Source organism: Larkinella punicea (genome assembly GCF_003334855.1).
Taxonomy (GTDB): domain Bacteria; phylum Bacteroidota; class Bacteroidia; order Cytophagales; family Spirosomataceae; genus Larkinella; species Larkinella punicea.
Genome location: NZ_QOWE01000001.1, coordinates 351,061 through 371,988, shown reverse-complemented (window position 1 = coordinate 371,988; position 20,928 = coordinate 351,061). Strand labels below are relative to the sequence as shown.

At 53.2% G+C, this 20,928-nt stretch carries 15 protein-coding genes; 10 read left to right on the top strand and 5 right to left on the bottom strand.

Annotated features, from left to right (window positions below):
- Nucleotides 1-118: 118 nt before the first annotated feature.
- Nucleotides 119-973 (bottom strand): 5'-methylthioadenosine/adenosylhomocysteine nucleosidase, encoded by an 855-nt coding sequence (locus tag DUE52_RS01450; protein ID WP_114404147.1) that lies wholly within the window; start codon nt 971-973, stop codon nt 119-121.
- Between the two features lie 29 nt (nt 974-1,002).
- Between DUE52_RS01450 and DUE52_RS01445 the strand changes: the two genes are divergently transcribed.
- Entirely contained in the window at nt 1,003-1,446 is a 444-nt protein-coding gene (locus DUE52_RS01445) for a RidA family protein (protein WP_222930243.1), read from the top strand.
- A 3-nt stretch (nt 1,447-1,449) separates the two neighbouring features.
- Here DUE52_RS01445 and DUE52_RS01440 read toward each other — a convergent pair whose 3' ends face one another.
- Both DUE52_RS01440 and DUE52_RS01435 read right to left on the bottom strand, forming a co-directional pair.
- On the bottom strand, nt 1,450-2,766 hold the full coding sequence (locus tag DUE52_RS01440; RefSeq protein ID WP_114404146.1) for an NCS2 family permease: 1,317 nt from the start codon (nt 2,764-2,766) through the stop codon (nt 1,450-1,452).
- A 242-nt stretch (nt 2,767-3,008) separates the two neighbouring features.
- Entirely contained in the window at nt 3,009-3,542 is a 534-nt protein-coding gene (locus tag DUE52_RS01435; RefSeq protein WP_133299739.1) for a hypothetical protein, read from the bottom strand.
- Between the two features lie 95 nt (nt 3,543-3,637).
- Here DUE52_RS01435 and DUE52_RS01430 point away from each other — a divergent pair, with 95 nt between their 5' ends.
- The 3 genes from DUE52_RS01430 to DUE52_RS01420 all read left to right on the top strand — a co-directional run bounded on the left by DUE52_RS01430 (nt 3,638) and on the right by DUE52_RS01420 (nt 6,394).
- On the top strand, nt 3,638-4,804 hold the full coding sequence (locus tag DUE52_RS01430) for a sensor histidine kinase (protein ID WP_114404144.1): 1,167 nt from the start codon (nt 3,638-3,640) through the stop codon (nt 4,802-4,804).
- Between the two features lie 120 nt (nt 4,805-4,924).
- A complete protein-coding gene (locus DUE52_RS01425) occupies nt 4,925-5,671 on the top strand; it encodes a LytR/AlgR family response regulator transcription factor (RefSeq protein ID WP_114404143.1) in 747 nt (248 codons plus the stop codon).
- Nucleotides 5,672-5,728: 57 nt separating this feature from the next.
- Complete coding sequence (locus DUE52_RS01420; RefSeq protein WP_229312027.1) at nt 5,729-6,394, top strand: Uma2 family endonuclease; 666 nt, start codon at nt 5,729-5,731, stop codon at nt 6,392-6,394.
- A 25-nt stretch (nt 6,395-6,419) separates the two neighbouring features.
- On the opposite strand, the gene DUE52_RS01415 is transcribed toward DUE52_RS01420, so the two are convergent.
- Nucleotides 6,420-8,633 (bottom strand): S9 family peptidase, encoded by a 2,214-nt coding sequence (locus DUE52_RS01415; protein ID WP_114404142.1) that lies wholly within the window; start codon nt 8,631-8,633, stop codon nt 6,420-6,422.
- Nucleotides 8,634-8,855: 222 nt separating this feature from the next.
- Here DUE52_RS01415 and DUE52_RS01410 point away from each other — a divergent pair, with 222 nt between their 5' ends.
- The 6 genes from DUE52_RS01410 to DUE52_RS01385 all read left to right on the top strand — a co-directional run bounded on the left by DUE52_RS01410 (nt 8,856) and on the right by DUE52_RS01385 (nt 18,932).
- Nucleotides 8,856-9,458 (top strand): RNA polymerase sigma factor, encoded by a 603-nt coding sequence (locus DUE52_RS01410; RefSeq protein WP_114404141.1) that lies wholly within the window; start codon nt 8,856-8,858, stop codon nt 9,456-9,458.
- Nucleotides 9,459-9,529: 71 nt separating this feature from the next.
- Nucleotides 9,530-10,597, top strand: a complete 1,068-nt coding sequence (locus tag DUE52_RS01405) for a FecR family protein (RefSeq protein WP_114404140.1) — start codon at nt 9,530-9,532, stop codon at nt 10,595-10,597.
- A 171-nt stretch (nt 10,598-10,768) separates the two neighbouring features.
- Nucleotides 10,769-14,116 carry a TonB-dependent receptor gene (locus DUE52_RS01400; protein WP_114404139.1) on the top strand — a complete coding sequence of 1,116 codons (3,348 nt, stop codon included), beginning with the start codon at nt 10,769-10,771 and terminating at the stop codon, nt 14,114-14,116.
- 16 nt (nt 14,117-14,132) lie between these two features.
- The gene (locus tag DUE52_RS01395) at nt 14,133-15,776 is read left to right on the top strand and encodes a RagB/SusD family nutrient uptake outer membrane protein (protein ID WP_114404138.1); all 1,644 of its coding nucleotides are present in this window, start codon (nt 14,133-14,135) and stop codon (nt 15,774-15,776) included.
- Nucleotides 15,777-15,792: 16 nt separating this feature from the next.
- The gene (locus tag DUE52_RS01390; protein ID WP_114404254.1) at nt 15,793-17,274 is read left to right on the top strand and encodes a sulfatase; all 1,482 of its coding nucleotides are present in this window, start codon (nt 15,793-15,795) and stop codon (nt 17,272-17,274) included.
- A 62-nt stretch (nt 17,275-17,336) separates the two neighbouring features.
- Complete coding sequence (locus tag DUE52_RS01385; RefSeq protein WP_114404137.1) at nt 17,337-18,932, top strand: arylsulfatase; 1,596 nt, start codon at nt 17,337-17,339, stop codon at nt 18,930-18,932.
- A 172-nt stretch (nt 18,933-19,104) separates the two neighbouring features.
- Here DUE52_RS01385 and DUE52_RS01380 read toward each other — a convergent pair whose 3' ends face one another.
- On the bottom strand, nt 19,105-20,757 hold the full coding sequence (locus DUE52_RS01380; protein WP_114404136.1) for an amidase: 1,653 nt from the start codon (nt 20,755-20,757) through the stop codon (nt 19,105-19,107).
- Nucleotides 20,758-20,928: the final 171 nt, after the last annotated feature.

Below are 20,928 nucleotides of genomic sequence, written 5' to 3'. Positions count from 1 at the left end.
TCCCGGCATATTCTGACCATCAATTGCGGGAACGAATGGATCGAAGACTGTTGTCTGGAACCCAACACGGTTTTCAGTACCTCAAAGCGATCAAATCGTTTTTTTAGCTCTGACCAGCTTACAGTTTCCCCACAATCGTCATCACCAGATTGGCCGAATTGCGGGCGGCAATCTTGAAAAACGTGAGCATATCCTGCCGGGCGTTGGAGTTGGCTTTGTCGCTCAAACTCCGGATCACCAGACAGGGAACCTGTTGCTGGTAGCAAACCTGCGCCACAGCCGCGCCTTCCATTTCGGTAGCGTCAGCCTTGAACTCCGACCAGAGACTGGCCACTTTTTCGTCGGACGAAACGAAGACATCGCCCGTCACCACCGTGCCTACCACAACCGACGGCGGGCGCGAGGTAGAGGGAATGCTCTCAAACGGAACGGTTTTCGCGGCTTCCTGTGCTGCCAGCATCATGATTGAATCGGCGGGAAAATACGTTGGGTTCAGGTCTTTCGTGATGGCGTTGCGGGTTTGATTCGTTTTCTGCTGTTGAAACGTAATGTAGCCGTAATCGTGGTGGGCGGTTTGCCGGGCAATCACGATGTCGCCGGGTTGAAGGTCGGGATTGGTGCCACCCGCGATTCCCGTAAAAAGCACCCGTTCCGGTTTGAAATAGGCCAGTACAAATGCCGTCGTCATGGCAGCATTGACCTTTCCAATTCCGGTTTCGGCGATCACGACTTTGTGTCCATTGATCCGGCCGGTCATAAAGTGGATTCCATTGAGCGTCCGGCTTTTCGGTTTCCTGAGGGATTTCTGTACCAGCTTCACCTCTTCGTCGAAAGCGCCGAGCAAGGCCGTAATCGGACGGGTTTTATACCGTTGGGCCTGAATCGGCGTAGTGCCGGCGACAAGCCCGATTACGAACAATCCCAAAATCAGAAATTTGTTTAAACGAATCCTTTTGTATAGTTTATGCCGCATACATTTCAGTGTTAAACAACTAAAATACGATGAAAAAACTTGCCATTTCTATTCTTGTCATGCTTTCGACCGTTGTTTTTAATGGAGTGAATGCACAATCCAGCCAGAATGCAATTGAAAAACAGAAATTTCATTTTGGGAAGGCAGGTGAAGATGGAGCGGGCTATGCGCAGGCCGTCCGGGTCGGCAAAACCATTTACATTTCGGGAACCGTTGGCGGGGGCGAAGCGGCTTCTGCACTGACGAACGTGTACAAGGGTCTTCAGAAAACACTGGCTTTTTACGGGGCTACTTTTCAGAATGTGGTCAAAGAGAATTTATACACGACCAACATCGAGGAAATAAAAAAACACAACGACGTTCGGAAGAAGTATTACAACAACGATTTCCCGGCGGCAACCTGGGTACAGATTCAACGACTGTACGAAGAAACGGCGCTGGTGGAAGTGGAACTGGTGGCCGTGCTTCCATGACCATCAATGTCCGGAAAAGAGCGCCAGAATGCAGAATAAATCGACAAGCAATAAACCGGTCGGCACCTCTTTCGATTGGCCAATGGCCAGTTTGACGACCGTCCACGTCAGAAAGCCCCAGATGATGCCCTGCGTAATCGAGTAGCTGAACGGAATCAGCACCAGCGCCAGAAAGGCCGGTAAGGCATCGTCCAGCCGACCCCAGTTGATTTTGGTAATCGGTTTCATCATGAAAGCACCGACCAGCACCAGCGCCGGGGCGGTGGCGATAGCCGGAATCACCGATAACAAAGGCGATAGAAACAGGAACGGCAAAAACAGGCAACCCGCCACGATGGCCGTCAGGCCCGTACGCCCGCCCTGCGCAATGCCCACCGCCGACTCGATGTAAGCCGTTCCGGGGCTGGTGCCGAGCAAACCCGCCATCGTCGTGGCCACGGCATCGACCGTCAGTGAGCGGTTGAGGTTGAGCGGATTACCGTCTTCGTCATACAGGTCGGCGGCTTCGGCCACGCCCACGAAGGTGGACAGGCTGTCGAACAGATCCGTGAAAACGAAGGCAAAAATCACCGGCCAGAGCGACCATTGCAGGGAGTTGACCAGATCCAGTTTACCGATCAAGCTGAAATCCGGGGCGGCAAAGATCCCCTGAAAATTGACGAGTGTTTTCTGCCCGAAATTCACCGCCGACGCATCGCCCCACCACCGGCCAATGGGCAGTGCGGCTAACGTGGTCAGTAGAATACCGATGATGATGGCTCCCGGAACTTGCCGGATCACCAGAACGCTGGTGAGCAATAAGCCGAAAATAAACGTCAGAATAATCGGGTCTTTCAGGCTGGCGATGCTGACCAGCGTGGCCGGATTGGCCACAATGAACTTCGCGTTTTCAAAGCCAATCAGGGTGATAAACAGGCCAATGCCGCCCGAAACCGCATACCGCAGCGGTTTGGGAATGATCCTGACAATGGCCGACCGAACGTTGAAAACCGACAGGATCAGAAACAGAACGCCCGCCCAGAAAACCGCCCCCAGTGCCACTTCGGGCCGGATGCCCATGCCTTTGACGGCTGTGAAGGTGAAAAAGGCGTTGAGTCCCATACCGGGCGCCACCACCATTGGGTTGCGGGCATACAGGCCCATCATCACACTACATCCGAACGACAGCAAAACCGTGGCCGTCAGAACCCCGCTGAACGGCAAACCGGCCTGACTGAGAATCGCCGGATTGACCACGATGATGTACATGGTTGCCAGAAACGTGGAAACGCCCGCCAGGATTTCGGTGCGGGTTGCGGGAACAGAAAGGCCGGTTTGCATGAAGAACGGATGGATCGAAGTCCGAAAATACGGATTACGAACACCAATTCAACTTCCCGTCTGGCAATCGGGTAATTATTTCGCACAAAAAAGCCCCCGGCCCGGAGCAAACTGCCCATGCCGGGGGACTCGAACCAATTTAACCAAATTAAAGTAAAGACGTGAGAGGTGAGACAAGAGAGAAGAGACTAGGGCTTGCTGGCTGAGGGGAGCGTCTTTCATCTCTTGTCTCACCTCTTTTGTCATTTTCGAAACTCCGTCGCCAGCCATTGCTGGTCGGCTGGCATGGCCGCGCCACCCGGTTGTTGCGAAACGGTCCATTGTTGCAAAGCCTGTTCCAGCACGGTATTCAGACTCTCCCGGGTTTTGGCCTGTTTGAGATTGAGTCGTTTTTTCGCCAGCGTCTCTTTGTAAATGAGCTGGTTGTCATCGTTGTAGAAAAACACGACGCAGTTCTGCTTCGGTTGGGATTCCACAACCCAGAAGCCCTGGCGGGGTGAGGTTGACTGACGGTTTTGTCGTCCCTGACCAAAGCTGAAAGCCGACAAAGACAGGAAGAAAGCAGTGGCGAATAGCGCCAGACGGTAGTGTGGATTGATTTTCATGGTGGTAGCGCCGAAGCGGTTCGTTCGTAGTTGTTGTTGTTGTCGGAATTGACGCTTCAAAGGTAAACACGGGAAAAACCGCCTGCCGGCATTATCGCCCAATGCGTGGGTTCCCGGCTGATACGGCAAGGGGCTGGCGACGAGTGTAGTTAGGGCGCTGAAAAGAGTCATTTGGCGACGATTTGTTACCGTTCGTCTACAATTCGCGCAATTCGTGGCAGGAAAGGTGTCGTTTATCTATATTCGGTCGGCAATCGGGTACTCGTATGCAACTGTCTAACACCAACTTCATCTTTTCCAATCGGCCGCGTTACCGCCTGGCCCGGCATGGGCTTTTCTGGGGCGTCGTTCAACTCTACTTTACGGTTTTGTATGGTGTTTTTCCGATCTCCGATTTCCTGCATCGCGGTTACGGAGAAACCGAAGCGTTCTTTCTGGGTTTTTTTTCCTCCGGCGTCAGTTCACTGGTGTTTATGCCGGCCCATATGGTTCTGTCATACGGTATTATTTACGTTTTATTCCCCCGGTATCTGGACCAAGGGCCCTATTGGAAAATGGTGGTTGGCGTCATTCTTTTTTCATTTCTGAGTGCGTCGGCATCGGCCCTTCTTTCGACCTCGGTTGTTACGCCCTTGCATTCCTGGCTCGGTACGTCGCGGGCTCGCGGGGGTGGCCTAACCTATTTATTGATGGCGGGATTACGGGGCGGCATTACGGTGGGCGGTTTTGCGGCTGCCATCAAACTCGTCAAAATCTGGTATCTGAAAGAGCAGGCCTATCGGCAGATTGAAAAGGAAAAGTTTAACGCGGAGTTACAGTTGCTGAAATCGCAGATTCATCCGCACTTTCTGTTCAATACCCTCAACAACCTGTATGCCTTGACGTTACGAAAGTCGGAGCAATCGCCGGCGGTTGTGCTGAAACTGTCGCAATTGCTGAGTTATATGCTCTACGACTGCAACGCGTCGGAGGTGCCGTTGGAAAAGGAGATTGCCTTCATGAAAAATTATATCGGGCTGGAGCAGTTGCGCTACGGTTCGCGGCTGGATGTTTCGATGAGTTTCCACGGCGATTTGCAGGGAATACAGATGGCGCCCCTGTTGCTGATTCCGTTTCTGGAAAATGCCTTCAAACACGGAACCAGTGAACAACTGGAGCAGGCCTGGATTTTTCTGGACCTGTCTGTCGATGATCATGTGCTGACCTTTAAGCTGGTCAACAGTCGCGATGCCGACAGTTTTGCCCCGTCTGCGGTCGGCGGCATTGGGTTGCAAAACGTCCAAAAACGCCTGGAATTGCTGTATCCGGGTCGTTATGAACTAAAAATTCAGCCGGAAGAAGAAACGTTTCTGGTCGATTTGACCCTGCGGTTACCCCGGGAGTCGGCGGTTTTGAAACCGAATAGGATGCCGGTCGTTGAAATACCGGTGTAAAATAGAAATTAGCCCCTAAATCCCCTAAAGGGGACTTTAAAATCCGGGTTATGCGGTGTCCAAGTCCCCTTTAGGGGATTTAGGGGCTTAAAAAATAACAACAACAAATACAAACTACTTATGAACGTACGTTGTCTGCTGATTGATGACGAACCACACGCTGTGGAGATTATCGAATCGTACATCGAACTGGTCGATGGGCTTGAGATTGTCGGCAAGTGTCACAATGCCGTTCAGGCATTCAGCCTGCTCCAGTCGATGCCGGTCGATCTGCTGTTTTTAGACATTAAAATGCCCAAACTCTCCGGCACCGATTTTCTGCGGAGTTTGCGGAATCCCCCCAAAGTGATTTTCACGACGGCGTATCGCGAATACGCACTGGACGGTTTTGATCTGGACGTGGTCGATTACCTGCTCAAACCCATTCCGTTCGAGCGGTTTTTGCGGGCGGTTTCTAAAGTCATGCGGCTTGAACCCCAGATTATGGCGAACGGTATTTCGGAGCCAGATCAGCCGCCCGTTGAAAAGGAACTGGTGCCGTCGGAGCGCGACGCGTTTCTCTATTTTCGGGCCGACCGCAAAATGGTGAAGGTCTATACCAAGGACATTCTTTACGTCGAAAGCCTGAAAGATTACATCAAAATCATCACGACCAACGCCAAACCGCTGGTGGTGAAACAGGCCATCAGTTCGGTGGAAGCCATGCTGCCGGGCCGGGATTTTCTGCGGATACACCGGTCGTTCATTGTGGCCATCGACAAGATTTCGGCCTGGTCGCCCAGCCACATCGAGGTCGCCGGGCAGGAACTCCCGATTGGGCGGCTGCACCAGAAGGACGTCGGCCGGGCGTTGAAAATGGAAGTGTAGGGTATTCTTGAAGCACATTTGCCGGAAAAACCGTATTTTGCATCAAACGAAAAAGGTATGCAGACGCTTGAGAAGAAAGAAGTTTCCGGAAAGTCCCGTAAACCACAGGGTGTCAAATCGCCGGTAAAGACGTCTAAACAAAAAGTAGCCCTGGAATCGCTGATTTATGAGGTGTTGGATGGGCGATCGCTGTATTACAGCGGTTATAAAGACGTTTTGGCGGGAAAAAAAACACCGGAAGAAATTATGGGTTCCAGTTCGTTGCAGTGGGTTTTAGTATCGTATTTCATGCGAATAATGATTCGTTCTCTGGACGAGAAAAAATATTGGTTTGCTTCCAACGAAGCTGGTGTTCACCTGGATCACCGGAATAATTTGTCGCACGATGCCGCGATTTATGAAAAGAGTGTCTTGACACCGGATAAAATTAATGTCCATTATGTGGACGTCCCCGCCAAAGTGGCCGTGGAAATTGATGTAAAAGCCGATCTGTCTAAAACAGAAGACTTCAATTACGTCAATAAAAAAACCCGAAAACTTCTCGATTTTGGTACGAGCAAAGTAATCTGGATTTTTACGGATACGCAGCAAGTAATGATTGCCGAACAAACCGCCGATGCCTGGTTAACCATGGATTGGAACCGGGAACTGGAATTGCTTGACGGGCAGAAATTTAATATTGGCCGGTATTTGGAAGAGGAAGGGATTAAGGTGGAAAACTGATTACGAAAAAACAGCAGCCATTCTATCAGTTCACCGCGCCATTCTTCAAATACTTCTCCAGATACTCCGCATACTGCTGATACAGCAGCAATGAACTGGTGCTGTTGTAGGCTACGCCGTGCGCACCTGGTGGATAAATGCGCAGGTCGGCGTCTTTCCCGGCGTCTTCCAGCGCATTCATCAACTGCATGGTGTTCCGGACGTGGACGTTTTCATCCATCGTCGAATGCGCGATGAACATCTTGCCCTGAAGGTTTTTGGCATTCGGCGAAACCGCGCTTTTCTGGTATTGCGCGTCGTTTTCGGGCAGCAACCCCATGTAACGTTCGGTGTAAATGCTGTCGTAGAGCCGCCAGTCGGTGACGGGAGCGCCCACGAGCGCAACTTTGAAAATACCCGGGTGCGTCAGCATCGTGTAGCTGCTCATGTAACCGCCATAGCTATGTCCCCGGATGGCCATGCGCCCGCCATCGATCCACGGCAGCGTACCCAGGTATTTGGCGGTTTCGACAAAATCCCGGCTTTCATACTGGCCGAGTTTTTCGTACACCACTTTCTCAAAAGCAGAACCGTAACCGCCACTGCCCCGGTTGTTCACGCTCACAATGACGTATCCCTGTTGCGCCAGAAACTGGTGCCAGCCGGACGTATTGAACTCATTGTAAACCGATTGCGCACCCGGCCCGCCGTAAATATCCACCACTACCGGATATTTTTTGGTGGCGTCAAAGTCGAGCGGTTTCAGGATTGAGATGTCGATTTTCTGCCCGTCGGAGGTTGTAAAGTTGGTCAGTTCCTTGGTCGCATAGGCGTAGGTGTTGATGAATTTCGTTACGTTGGCGTTGGTTTCCAGCGGTTTGACAAGCTTGCCTTTGGTGTCCCACAGTTCCACGCGGGTGGGGGTGGTGGTGTTCGAAAACCGGTCGATGTAATACTGGCTGTTGGGCGCAAAATCGATCTTGTGCCGACCTGCAGCCGGGGTCAGTCGGCGTTTGTTTTTGCCGTCGAAATCAACGGCATACAGTTGCCGGTCCAGCGGGGATTGTTCGGTCGAGGTGTAGTAAATCTTTTTGTTTTTGGCGTCGATGTTGTGCACAAAAACCACCTCCCAATTGCCCTTCGTAACCTGATCCAGCAATTTCCCGGTGTAGTCGTAGCGGTATAGATGCGCCCAGCCGTCCCGCTCCGAAACCCAGAAAAACTCCTGCGAATTGGCCGGAAAATAGAAATAGTGCATGATGCCGGCAAAGAAATCGAACACGTCGACCCAGGTGTTCGACGTTTCCTCCATAATCTGCTTCGCGTCGCCGGTGCGGGCGTTGGTCAAAAACAGTTTCAGGTGGTTTTGCTTGCGGTTCAGGTGCACCACCGCCAGTTGCCCTTCCTGCGACGTCCAGTAAATGCGGGGAATATAGCCGTCGCCCAAATCTACCTTCATCCACTGCTGCTTGCGATTGGCAATTTCGATGGTGCCAATGCGCGCGGTCGGATTTTTGTCACCCACCCGCGGGTAGGGGAGTTTCGTGAAGTTTTCGTCAAACCCCTTGTAATCGGTCATGGCGTAAATCGGCACTTCGCGCTCGTCAATCTGCCAGTAGGCGATGAACCTGCTGTCGGGCGACCATTCCCAGGCCTGCGCCAGACCAAATTCCTCCTCGTATGCCCAGCCAAACCGGCCGTTGTAGAGCGACGGCGCGGCATCGTTGGTGAGCTGCGTTTCTTTCTGCGTGGCAAAGTCAAACACAAACAGATTGCCGTCCCGCTCGTAGCCAATCTTCAAACCATCCGGTGAGAGTTCAGCGGTTTGGGCGTCTTTCGCAACCCGCTTCAGGCTTTTGTCGGCGACCCCGTACACGTAATAATCCGAAATGCCCGAGCGACGCCAGACAGGCCGGAAGTTGGTTTGAAACAACAGATTTTTGGAGTCTTTCGACCACTGAAACGATTCGTAGGTAAAGGGCTGGCCGGTTTCGGGAAACTTGAGCGCACTGCCATCAAAAACCACCTCTTCGCGCTGGTCTTTGGGCGAAAACGATTTGATCACCCCTTTGTCGATAAACGAAAAACGGGTACCGCCATCAATCCAGTTGACACTCGAAGGGCCTTGTGAACCAGCGAGTTGGCCAGACGAGGCCAGGGCCTGTTGCAGATTTTGAAACCGTTGCTTTTGCTGGGAAAAAGCGGGAAACTGAATAAAAAGAACGAAAAGAAATTGAAACGAAAATAAGGTACGGAACATAAGGCCAGTCAGTGTGAAGTGTGTTCAAAAGTAGTGAAAAAATGAATTCGATGGCGCACCCGTACGCCGACCAATTTCTGGCTTACGATAGACACATTTTAAGAAGTAATTGTACCTTTGGGTTGTCGGTTAGCGATCTGGTCAGGCAAGGCGGGAAAGCAAACCGGCTGATTTCTGGATCAAAACCGTCGGGTCAGGGCAACTTTTTACTTCAACACGTTGATGTCTTTTTCGGAAGCTACGGACGATAAGACCTTGTGGCAGGCCTTCAAACGGGGTGACGAAACCGCCTTTGGGGCTCTCTACCAGCGGTATGTCCGGGTGTTGTTCAGTTACGGTAAAAAGCTGTCTCGTGACGAACAGGCGGTTGAAGATGCGGTTCAGGATTTGTTTGTGGATTTGTGGCAAAGCCGTAGCCGCCTGAGTGACGTCGAATCAGCCCGGTTTTATTTGTTTCGCTCTCTGCGCCGGAAAATTCATAAGGCCCTCCGGCCCGATCAGCTTGCCTCCGAAAGCTGGGAAATGACCGACGAGTGGCGGCTGCCCACCAGCCCGGCGCAGGAAACGGAGGTGATCAATGCCGAAAGGCTGCAAACGCAAACCGCTGATTTGCAGGTCAAACTGAAGAAACTGCCGCTCCGCCAATACGAAGTCCTGATGCTCTACTATTACCAGGATTTCAGCTACGCCCAGATCGCGGACATTCTGGCGATCAACGAACAATCCGTCCGGAATTTGCTGCAACGCGGGCTTCACAAACTCCGTCAGTTTGCCTTTTTCTCCAGCACCATTCTGCTGTTTATACTTTTTTTTCTTCGCAAGTGAGTTAAACCGCGGCTTCCTTTTCTCTTTCTTTTTAAAGGCATAATCTAATTACGTAGCCAAAAAGTGATAGGATGGAGTACGCGGATTTTGATTTGGAAGACTTTCTAAAGGATGCGTCTTTCAGACAATGGGTGTATGCACCGACCCCGGAAACCGATGCTTTCTGGCGGCAATTTCTGGACCGGTATCCTGAAAAACAGCAGGTTGTCGACCATGCCCGGACGGTTTTGCGATCGATCGATAAGGCTGTCGTTCAGGAATATCCGGACGAGGAACAGGTCGAGCGGATGTTCACGAACGTCCGCGAACGCATTCAACCCGCCCCCGTGCGCCAACTCCCGGTTCCGTGGCGCTGGCTGGCGGCTGCTTCCATTCTGCTCTGTCTGGGACTTTGGGTTTACCAGAAAAACCGCCTTCCGACGCAGTATGAGCAGTTGATCGATCAGGCGTCTACGGCTTTACTGGAAAAAGTCAACCAGTCCGAGCAACCAATGACGGTTCGTCTGCCCGACCAGAGTACGGTTTTGTTACAGCCGAATAGCCGGATCAGTTTCGCCCGGGATTTCGGCGGTCAGGCAAAACGGGAAGTGTATCTGACCGGTGAAGCCTTTTTTCAGGTGACCAAAAATCCGGCAAAACCGTTTTTTGTGTACGCCGACGAACTGGTCACCAAAGTGCTGGGTACCAGTTTCTGGATCAAAGCCGCCGAAGCGGGCAAGCAGGTGGTGGTGCAGGTGAAAACCGGCAAAGTCTCGGTTTTTGCCCGAACCGACAGCCGCGCCAATGCGATGCAGGCCAATCGTGAACTGGAAGGCGTGGTGTTGGCCCCCAATCAACAACTGGCTTTCTCCCGCGACGAGGTTCGGATGAAGAAATCACTGGTTGCCGAACCCGAACCGGTTTATCCACAGCGTTTTGAGTTTAAGGATGCGCCCGTTTCCCGGATCTTTTCGGAACTGGAGCAGGCCTATGGAATCGACATCGTGTATGATGAAGAACTGCTGGGCAATTGTCTGTTAACGGCCTCCTTAGCCGAAGAACCCCTTTTTGAGAAGCTGTCACTTCTTTGCAAAGGCATTGAAGGGCATTACGAAGTCGTTGATGCACAGATTGTTATTTCGGCAAAAGGGTGTCAGTAGATGAAGCGGTTTTGCGCTTGAAACCGGGGTTACCTATGAATTGTATATCTAGTCTAGTGATTTAATTTACTAAATTCGTTCTGATTACTGAAAAATGAAATACTTTCGCCCTTCGAAAGCGGCAGAGGAATCAAATGACCCTTACCCTAATACACCTAATAAACTGAATGCATGAAAAAAAATCTCCCTACCCTGATCTCCTGGCGAATGGCCCTGAAGCTGAGTTTTCTGCAACTGCTCCTTTCGGGACTGGTAACCAGCATTGCTCTGGCGACCGGCATTCGGGCGCAGGCTATTTTGAACACCAAAGTGACGATTCAGATGCAGAATCAGGACGTGAAAACGGTTCTGGCGCTGATCGAAGAGCAGACGAAAGTAAAGTTTCTCTACAGCACCAGCCTGATTCAGGCCGACCGCAAAATATCGCTGAATGTGCAGCGTGAAAAGCTGGGGACGGTTTTGGAAGACATGCTGAAACCGTTGAATCTGGGCTATGAGGTGTCCGGTAAACAGATCATTCTGAACCGTTTGCCCGGTGTGGCTCCGGCGGTTAAATCCAATTCGTCGCCGGAAGCCTCTTTGCTGACCCAGCCGGTTGAGGAAGTGATTTCGGGAACGGTTTCGGACGAAAAAGGCGGAGGGTTGCCCGGCGTTTCCATTGTGATCAAAGGCACCCAGCGCGGTACGACAACCGACGGAAATGGCCAGTTTCGCATCAGTGTGCCGGATAAATCGGTGACGCTGGTGTTCAGTTTTGTCGGTTATCTGACGCAGGAAATCCCCGTTGGTTCCAAAACCACGCTGAACATCGTTCTGAAAACGGATGAAAAAACCTTGAGCGAGATTGTGGTCGTGGGCTACGGGACGCAGAAAAAGCGGGATCTGACGGGCGCGATTTCCTCCATTTCCAGCAAGGACATTTCCGAAACCCCGGCGGCCAACTTTCTGTCGAACGCCCAGGGCCGACTCGCCGGGGTCGACATCGTCCGGGCCAACGGCGCACCCGGTTCCAACCCCACCATCCGGATTCGGGGAAACCGGTCGATCAACGCCAGCAACAACCCGCTGTATGTCATCGACGGAATTCCGACGGATGTAAATATCAACGACTTCAATCCGAACGACATTGAGTCGATGGAGGTACTGAAAGATGCCAGCGCCGTGGCCATTTACGGGTCGCGGGGAGCCAACGGCGTCATTCTGATCACGACCAAACGCGGAAAACAGGGGAAAGCCGTGTTGAGCTACGATGGCTATTACGGGATCAAGAAGGCGAAAAAAGACCTGAGTCTGATGAACGGGAATGAATTTGCCCGCTACGCCCGCATTTCGCGGGGACTCGCTCCTGACAACGCCAGCCAGGACGCGGCTTTGATGAGCAGCCTGGAAATCGACAACCTGAGCAAAGGCATTTCGACCGATTGGCTGGATCTCATTCTGCGCGACGGCGTTCAGCAAAGCCACCAGCTTTCGGCCAGTGGCGGGTCTGAAAACACGACGTATTACCTGTCCGGCTCGTTTTTCGACGAAAAAGGCGTGCTGCAAAAAAGCGATTACCGCCGGTATTCGTTCCGCGCCAACATCGACACCAAATTGACCGAACGGCTGAAGATCGGCGTGAGTGCGACGGTATCGACCGACCTGCAAAACGTGATGTCGAACGCGCCGTACAACAACGCCCTGCTTTTCTCGCCCCTGATTGAGCCTTACAATGCGGAAGGTGCTTTTGTGGCCTATCCGAACCCGCGCGAAGGCAATACGACCAGCCCGTTGCTTGAATTTCAGCCGAATCAGTACGTCGATGAAACGAAGAAATACCGGGTTTTTGCCACGCTTTTCGGGGAATACCAACTCGCGGAGGGGCTTACCTACCGCCTGAATTACGGCCCGGATTTCAGCACCTACCGTCGGGGGAATTACTCCGGAACGCTGGCGGGTGGCACCAGTCGGGCGACGGTTGAAAATCAGCAAAACTTTGCCTACACCCTGGAAAACCTCCTGAGTTACAACAAGAAATTCGGGCAGCATTCGCTGAATGTGGTGGGGCTGTTCAGTACGCAGAAAAACCGCTTTGAATCCTCGAGTGCCAGCGGTCAGAATATTCCGATCGAAACCTCCTCGTTCTACGATTTAGGGAGTTCGGGAACCGTCACCGGCATCACCAGTTCGCTGACACAGTGGGGGTTACTGTCGTATATGGGCCGGATTAACTACGGTTTCAAAGACCGGTATCTGCTCACCCTGACCGGACGCGCCGACGGTTCGTCACGCTTGTCGAAGGGCAACAACTGGGCCTTTTTTCCGTCGGTATCGGCAGGCTGGGTGATTTCGGATGAAGCCTTTCTGACGGGCAATACGGTATTGTCTTTCCTGAAGCTGCGCGTGGGCTATGGCGAAGTGGGCAACACTTCCATTGCGCCTTATCAGACACTCGGCGGACTGAGTCGCTCGATTTATGCCTTTGGCTCGGAACCGGGCTATGGCTATGGCCTGAGCATCATTCCGAATCCCGATCTGAAATGGGAAATATCCAAGACGCTCAATGTGGGGGTTGATTTCAGTTTCCTGAGCGACCGGATTTCGGGTTCGCTGGAACGCTATGATACCAAAACCAGTGATTTATTGCTCAGTCGGCTGATTCCGATTTCGTCCGGCTATGCATCGGTTCTGCAAAACATCGGTGCTACCCGCAACCGGGGCTGGGAGCTGACCTTGAATGGCAACGTCGTCAATAGCCCTTCCGGTTTTAAGTGGGACGCCAGCCTGAATCTGTTCTCGAATAAGGAGCAGATTGTCGACCTGTTCAACGGCCGGGACGATGTGGGAAATCAGTGGTTTATCGGACAACCAATCTCGGTTTTCTACAACTTCAAGCAACTCGGCATCTGGCAAACCAGTGAAGCCGCCCAGGCAGCCGCTGAAGCCAAACAACGCCCCGGTGACATCAAGATTGCCGACGTCAATGGCCGGGATGCCTCCGGAAATTTGACCAACCAGCCCGACGGCGTCATCAATGCCGACGACCGGACGATATTGGGTTCCATCGTGCCCAAGTGGAGCGGGGGGATTACCAACCGGTTTAGCTTCAAGGGGATCGACTTTTCGTTCCTCGTCTATGCCCGTCAGGGACAAATGCTCCGGAGCGATTTTCACAATCTGGGCGGCAATCAGTGGCAGGGGCGGTACAACAGCCTGAACTTCGATTACTGGACGCCCGACAATCCGACCAACAAAATTCCGATGCCGTATGCCGCTTCGGCGCCGTTGTATGCCGATGCGGTTCGCTTTTTCGACGGCTCGTTTGTCAAAATTCGCAACATTACGCTGGGGTATTCGCTGCCGAAAAGCCTGCTGGCCAAAGTACACATTTCGAGCCTACGTCTGTATGCCACCGCCGACAACGCTTTCATCTTTTCGCCTTATAAACTGGTCGATCCCGAAACGGCGACCGGCATTGTGGGCGGCAGCACCCCGATGACCTCGGCCACCTTTGTATTCGGCATGAATCTTAAATTCTAAGCGACCCGTTCGAGACATGAAAAACGTCAACTCTATCCTCAGCCTGACCCTTCTGCTGGTCGGTCTTTTTTCCTGCCAGAGTGTTCTGGAAGAAACGCCCGTTGGGCTCGCCACCGCCGACAGCTATTATGCAACACCCGGTGGGCTGGAAGACGGTTTAAAAGCGGTTTATACGCCATTGCGCCGGTTTTACGGCCGTGAAGAAGCCTTCTTCCTGACCGTCACCGGCACCGATATGTTCACCAACGGGTTTGGTGGGGTGACCAATTATCCCGATATCAACAATTACTCCGCCAACTTCCTGGGATCCAATGCGTTTGTCAGGGCGGTTTGGGACAATTTTTACGTCGGGATCAACCAGGCCAACGCCGTCATCAACCGCGCTCCGGGCGTGGCGGGGGTGACGGAAGCCAACCGGGCACGCATCATCGGGGAGGCCCGTTTTCTGCGCGCCTTGTACTATTTTCATCTGGTTCAGCAGTTCGGCGATGTCCATTTTTCGCTGGAAGAAACCATTGGCGTGCAGACCACGGCGAAAAAAACGCCCGCCAAGATGATTTATGAACAAGGCATCGTGCCGGATCTGCAATACGCTATTGAACACCTGCCCGCCAAAGCCGCTCTGTATGGACGGATTACAAAACCGGCTTCGGAAGCGCTTCTGGCCCGCGTTCAACTGACGCTGGGCAACTGGGCCGAGGCCGAGCGGCTGGCGAGTCAGGTAACAAAGTCGTATGACTTTCAGATGATTAAACCGTATGGAAGCCTTTGGGATATTAACAATGATGCCAACGCGGAGGTGGTCTGGTCGGTGCAATACACGGCCGATCCGTTGACGAACGGGGCTGGTAATGAAAGCCATTTGTTCTTTTTGTTCGATTATACGCAGAATCCGACCATCATCCGGGATTTGCCCAATGGCCGGGCGTATCAGCGGTTTATGCCGACCAACTACCTGATCAAGCTGTTTGATCCGTCGAAAGACAGCCGCTGGGAAGGTTCGTTCAAAACCGTCTGGTTTGCCAACAACCGGGGTACGATTAACGGAAAAACCGTGATGCCGGGCGATACGGCCATTAAAATTGTTCCGTATTCGGTGCCGGATGCCGCTCAGACCACGGCTCCTTACTGGTACATCGACTTCAAGGATACGTGGGTGGGCGCGTCGACCATCACCAACAACGAGATTGGCGGAGGGCAGCGTCGGCGGTTTCCGGTAATCAAAAAGTACATTGATCCGCTGCGGACGAGCATCAATGCCACCGACGGTCGCCGGGATTTCATCGTGATTCGACTGGCCGAAATGTACCTGATTGCCGGAGAAGCGGCCTGGCGCCAAAACAAACTGACCGAAGCGGCTGCTTATTTCAATGTAGTGAGAACCCGCGCGGCTCTGGCTGGCAAAGAAAAAGACATGCAGATTACGGCCAGTGACCTCAGCCTGGAATTTGTGCTGGACGAACGGGCGCGTGAACTGGCGGGCGAAATGCATCGCTGGTATGACCTGAAACGCACGGGCCAACTGCTGGAACGGGTCAAAAAATACAACCTCGATGCGGCTCCCAACATCAAGGAAATGCACCTGGTTCGGCCCATTCCGCAAACCCAGATCGACCGGGTGACCAATCCGGGTGAGTTTACGCAGAATCCCGGTTATTAACCAAAACCGTATGCTCATGAAAGGGATTTTGTTCAGTTTGCTGGTCGTTGGCGCGTTGGTCGTGCTGGCTTTTACCCGAAACGGAGAAAGTCAGCCGCAACGTCCGAATGTGCTTTTTATCTGCATCGACGACCTGCGTCCTGATCTCAAATGCTACGGCAATCCGGTGATTCATTCGCCGAATCTGGATCGGCTGGCGCAGCAATCGGTGCTTTTTACTCGGCAGTATGTCACCCAGCCGACCTGCGGAGCATCGCGCTACAGTCTGTTAACCGGGCGGCTGCCGCGCAATCCGGTGGACATTACGAACGAAGCCCTCGAAAAGCAGGTGTCTGGCAAACCCCGGACTGACGAACCGGAAACGTTCATCGACCAGTTGCGCCGGAATGGCTACTACACTATCGGCATGGGGAAGATCAGTCACTCGCCCGATGGCTATGTGTATGGCTACAACGACCCAAAAAGCAATCAGTTGGAGCTGCCGCATAGCTGGGACGAAATGCTGTTTGATCCGGGAAAATGGAAGACGGGTTGGAATGCGTTTTTTGGCTACGCCGACGGTTCGAACCGGCAGGGCCGGAAATCGAAAGTCAAACCGTATGAAGCCGCAAACGTAGCCGACGAGGACTATCCCGACGGATTGACGGCCAATCTGGCGGTGGCGAAATTGAAGGAACTGGCGGGTAAAAAGCAACCGTTTTTTCTGGGCATCGGTTTTTTTAAACCGCATCTGCCGTTCAACGCGCCCCAAAAATACTGGGACCTGTATGACGAAGCGAACATTCCGCTGACGCCGTCGCCTACGGTTCCCGAGCACGTCAGCCCGGCCAGTTTGCACGAGAGCGCTGAGTTCAATCAGTATGCGCTGGGCGACGAACAGGCTTCGCTGGAAAAACCGGTTTCGGATGCCTACGCCCGCAAATTGCGTCATGCCTACTACGCCAGTGTGAGTTACACGGATGCGCAGGTGGGGAAAGTTCTGGAGACCCTGAAGCAGTTGGGAATGGATAAAAATACGATTGTGGTGGTCTGGAGCGACCACGGCTGGCACCTGGGCGATTACCGGGTTTGGGGCAAGCACACGATTTTCGAACAAGCCGTCCGCAGTGTGCTGATTGTCAAAACCCCCGGCATGAAAACCGGCGCGGTTCGGAATGAAATCCTGAGTTCGATTGATATGTATCCAACCTTGATGGAGTTATGCGGGATAAAAGCACCGGCCACGCTCGACGGAAAGAGCTTCGGCAGTCTCCTGAAAAAAGGCAAACCGGCGGACTGGGGTGAGCATGCCGCCTACAGTTATTTCAAGCGGGGCATCACCGTCCGAACGGATCGCTATCGTTTTACCCGGTATTTCCGGGCGCAGGAACCCACGGTGGAATTGTACGATCACCGCACCGATCCGAACGAAAACCGGAACGTGGCCGACGCGAACCCGGACGTTATCAAACAGCTTATGCCGGTTTGGGAAAAAGGCAATACCGGTGTGTTTAAATGAAGCCGACCGGAGCGTAAAACCGGTACGAAATCCTTAAAAATAAACGCTAACGACCTGAAAAAATGGTACTCAAACTCTTAGTGGCTTTTCTGGCTTTGACGTTCGTTTTTTGTCCCGCCCTGCAACCGCCGGAGAAAAAACCGAACATTATCCTGATTCTGGCCGACGACATGGGCTATTCCGACATTGGCTGTTACGGCTCCGAAATCCAGACGCCCAACCTGAACGAGATGGCGAAAAATGGCCTTCGAATGCCACAATTCTACAACGCGTCGCGTTGCTGCCCAACCCGGGCGTCGCTGCTGACGGGCCTGTTTCAGCACCAGGCGGGTGTGGGCGATATGGTCAATACCAGACAGCAACCCGCCTATCAGGGCTACCTCAACCAGCATTGCGTCACAATTGCGGAAGCCTTGAAACCGGCGGGGTATAAAACCTATATGGCCGGGAAATGGCACGTTGGTACCAAACCGGAAGGCTGGCCCGTGAAACGCGGTTTCGACCGGTATTTCGGGTTGATCGACGGAGCGAGCAGTTATTTTGGCAAGGACCCGTACCGCCCCAATCAGAAACTCACCATCGCGCTGGACGATCAGGAATACACGCCGGAGAAAGGCTATTACGCGACCAATGCCTTCGCCGATCATGCCATTGAGTTTATCGGCCAGACTCCCAAAGACCAGCCGTTTTTCCTGTATATGGCCTTTACGGCTCCTCACTGGCCCTTGCACGCCCTGCCTGAGGACATTGCGAAATACCGGGGCGCTTACCAGAAAGGGTGGGACAAACTGCGGGAAGAACGGTTTCAGCGCATGAAGGCAATGGGCATTCTGGCGAAAAATAGTTCGCTTTCGCCCCGCGATGCGTCCATCCCGGCCTGGGATTCGCTCAGTGAGGCCGAAAAGAAGGACTGGGAAGACAAGATGGCGGTTTACGCAGCTATGATCGACCGGATGGACCAGAACATTGGCCGAATCCGGCAAAAACTGAAAGAAATGGGGCAGGATCAGAATACGGTCATTCTGTTTTTGTCGGACAACGGAGCCAGCCACGAAAACATCGGAACCGGCAATTTTCTGCCGGCCATTTACGAAAGCAGTAAAAAAACGTCGAGCGATCCCACTTCTTTCACGGCCTACGGAAAGCGGGGGGCGAACCTGAGCAATACGCCTTTTCGGTTCTACAAACACTGGGAGTATGAGGGCGGAACGGCCACGCCCTTTGTCGCCTATGGCCCCTCGATTGTGAAACCAGGCAAGATCGACCAGCGCCCCGCTCACATCATCGATGTCATGACGACCTGCCTGGATCTGGCGGGAGCCACGTATCCGAAAACGTACAAAGGCAACGTCATCACCCCGGCGGAGGGCGTGAGTCTGGTGCCGGTTTTTCGGGGAACTACCTGGAAAGGCCACGACGCGCTCTATTTCGAACACGAAGGCAACCGGGCCGTTCGGCAGGGCGACTGGAAACTGGTGTCGGAATTTCCGTCCAATCGATGGGAACTCTACAACCTGAAAACCGACCGGACCGAGCTACAGGATTTGAGCGCGAAAGAACCGCAGCGGGTCAAAGCGATGGCGGCACTGTATGACGTCTGGGCGCAACGGGCCGGGGTGATTCCGTTCGCGGAACTTACGAAGGCCAAAGGCGAGTAAATACTGTAGTTGCCCCTAAATCCCCTAAAGGCCGGGCGGCCGGAGCCGGACTTGGACGCGAACCTTCCGGATGCTGAAAGTCCGGCTCCGGCCGCCCGGCCTTTAGGGGATTTAGGGGCAACATGCGAAGGTACGCCCGGTTCTTTAAACTTCATGCCGCCAACGTGGATGTTCAAAGAACCGGGTGTTTTTTGTGAAAAACCGTCGCATCCTGATAGGCTTTGGCCACCGCCAATAACCGCCCTTCGTCAAACAACTGCCCCATAAACGTGATGCTTGTGGGTAATCCCTTGGCATTGAACCCGTTGGGGAGGGCCACGCACGGATGACCCGTCAGGTTGGTCAGGGTCAGGTTGGCGTTGCCGTAGGTTGGTGTGATGTAAACGTCGAAACCTTTCATGGTTTGCGCCATTTCGTTGATGAGTTTGGTTCGAATGCGGTTGGCCTGAATGTATTCGACCGCCGGAATAAACCGGGCGGAACGGAAGGAATTCGGCCAGGCGTTTTTGACCTGACGTACCAACTGATCGTCCTTGCCCGAACGCGTTAGTTCGTCAAACGAAGCAGCGGCTTCGGCACTTAGAATGTGCGACATTTTGCCCACCGGAATGTCCGGTAATTCAAACACCACCAGTTCCGCGCCGAGTTTCCGCAGCGTCTCCAGCGTGGCCTGATCGTTGGCTTTGGTGGGATAATCGGCGTCGAAGGCTTTTTTCAGATACCCAATCTTAATGCCTTTCAGCGACGGCAGCGGAGCATACCGGAACGGAGCCGTAATTACCGTCGGATCGTGTCCATCCGGGCCGTAGATGGCATTGAAAACCAGCGCACAATCTTCGACGGAGCGGCACATCGGCCCGATTTTGTCCATCGACCAGCTCAAGGCCATGGCTCCGTAGCGACTGACGCGCCCGTAGGTGGGACGAAGGCCGGTTACGCCGTTGACGTTCGAGGGTGACACAATGGATCCCAGCGTCTCGGTGCCAATCGCAAAGGGCAACAATCCCGCCGAAACGCTGGAACCCGAACCGGCGGAGGAACCGCTGGAACCCGTCGTTGGGTCCCACGGATTGCGGGTTTTCCCGCCAAACCAGACGTCGCCCATCGCCAGTTCGCCCATGGTCAGTTTGGCACACAAGACCGCTCCGGCTTTTTCCAGCCGTTGAATGATCGTAGCGTCGTAATCAAGCGTCTGATTTTGGTACGGGACTGAACCCCAGGTCGTTTTGTAACCTTTTTTGGCGAATAAATCTTTGGCTCCGTAGGGAATGCCGTGCAACGGTCCCCGGTATTTTCCAGCCTTGATTTCCGCATCGGCTTGCCGGGCCTGTTTCAGGGCCAGTTCGTCGGTAAAGGTGACGACGCAGAAGAGTTTGGCGTTGTGGGTTTTCAGCCGTTCGAGAAAGAATTTGGTCAGTTCTTCGGAAGTGATCTGGCGGGTTTTGAGCAATTCGCCCAGTTGAGCGACGGAATAGTACGCGAGGTCGTGGCGGTTGGCGGGCAGGGCGGTTTTACCAACGGGGCTGGCTTTGAAGGAAGCGGCTCCCTGCGGGAGTTTAAAACCGGCCGGTAAAGGGTTGAAATACAGCGCCGGAGCCACGTCGTTGCTCACGTCAATTTTCCGAAGGGCTTCGTAATTGCTGCGGTAATTGGTGAGGTTTCCCAGCATCGAATCCCGCTCGGTTGGCGTGAAGGTCAGGCCGAACACTTTAGACGCGGCATCGACCAGGTCGGCGGTGAGCGGTTTGGCCGGATCGGCGTCGGTGACGAAAGCCCCCGCCAGAAAGCTGAACGCGCAGGCGGCAAGAAAGTAGCGTTTTTTCATAGTTATGTACCCACGAGCTGAAGTCCGTGTTTTTGAGTGTAATCTCTTATAGCCAAATTACAAAATAGCTTCAAGGAAATACGGACTAATTGATGTAAAATAACCGCCGGATTACCAGTTTTGCTTGTCAGCCCACTGCTTTAGCTGTGGGCTGATGCGGTTAATTTAAAA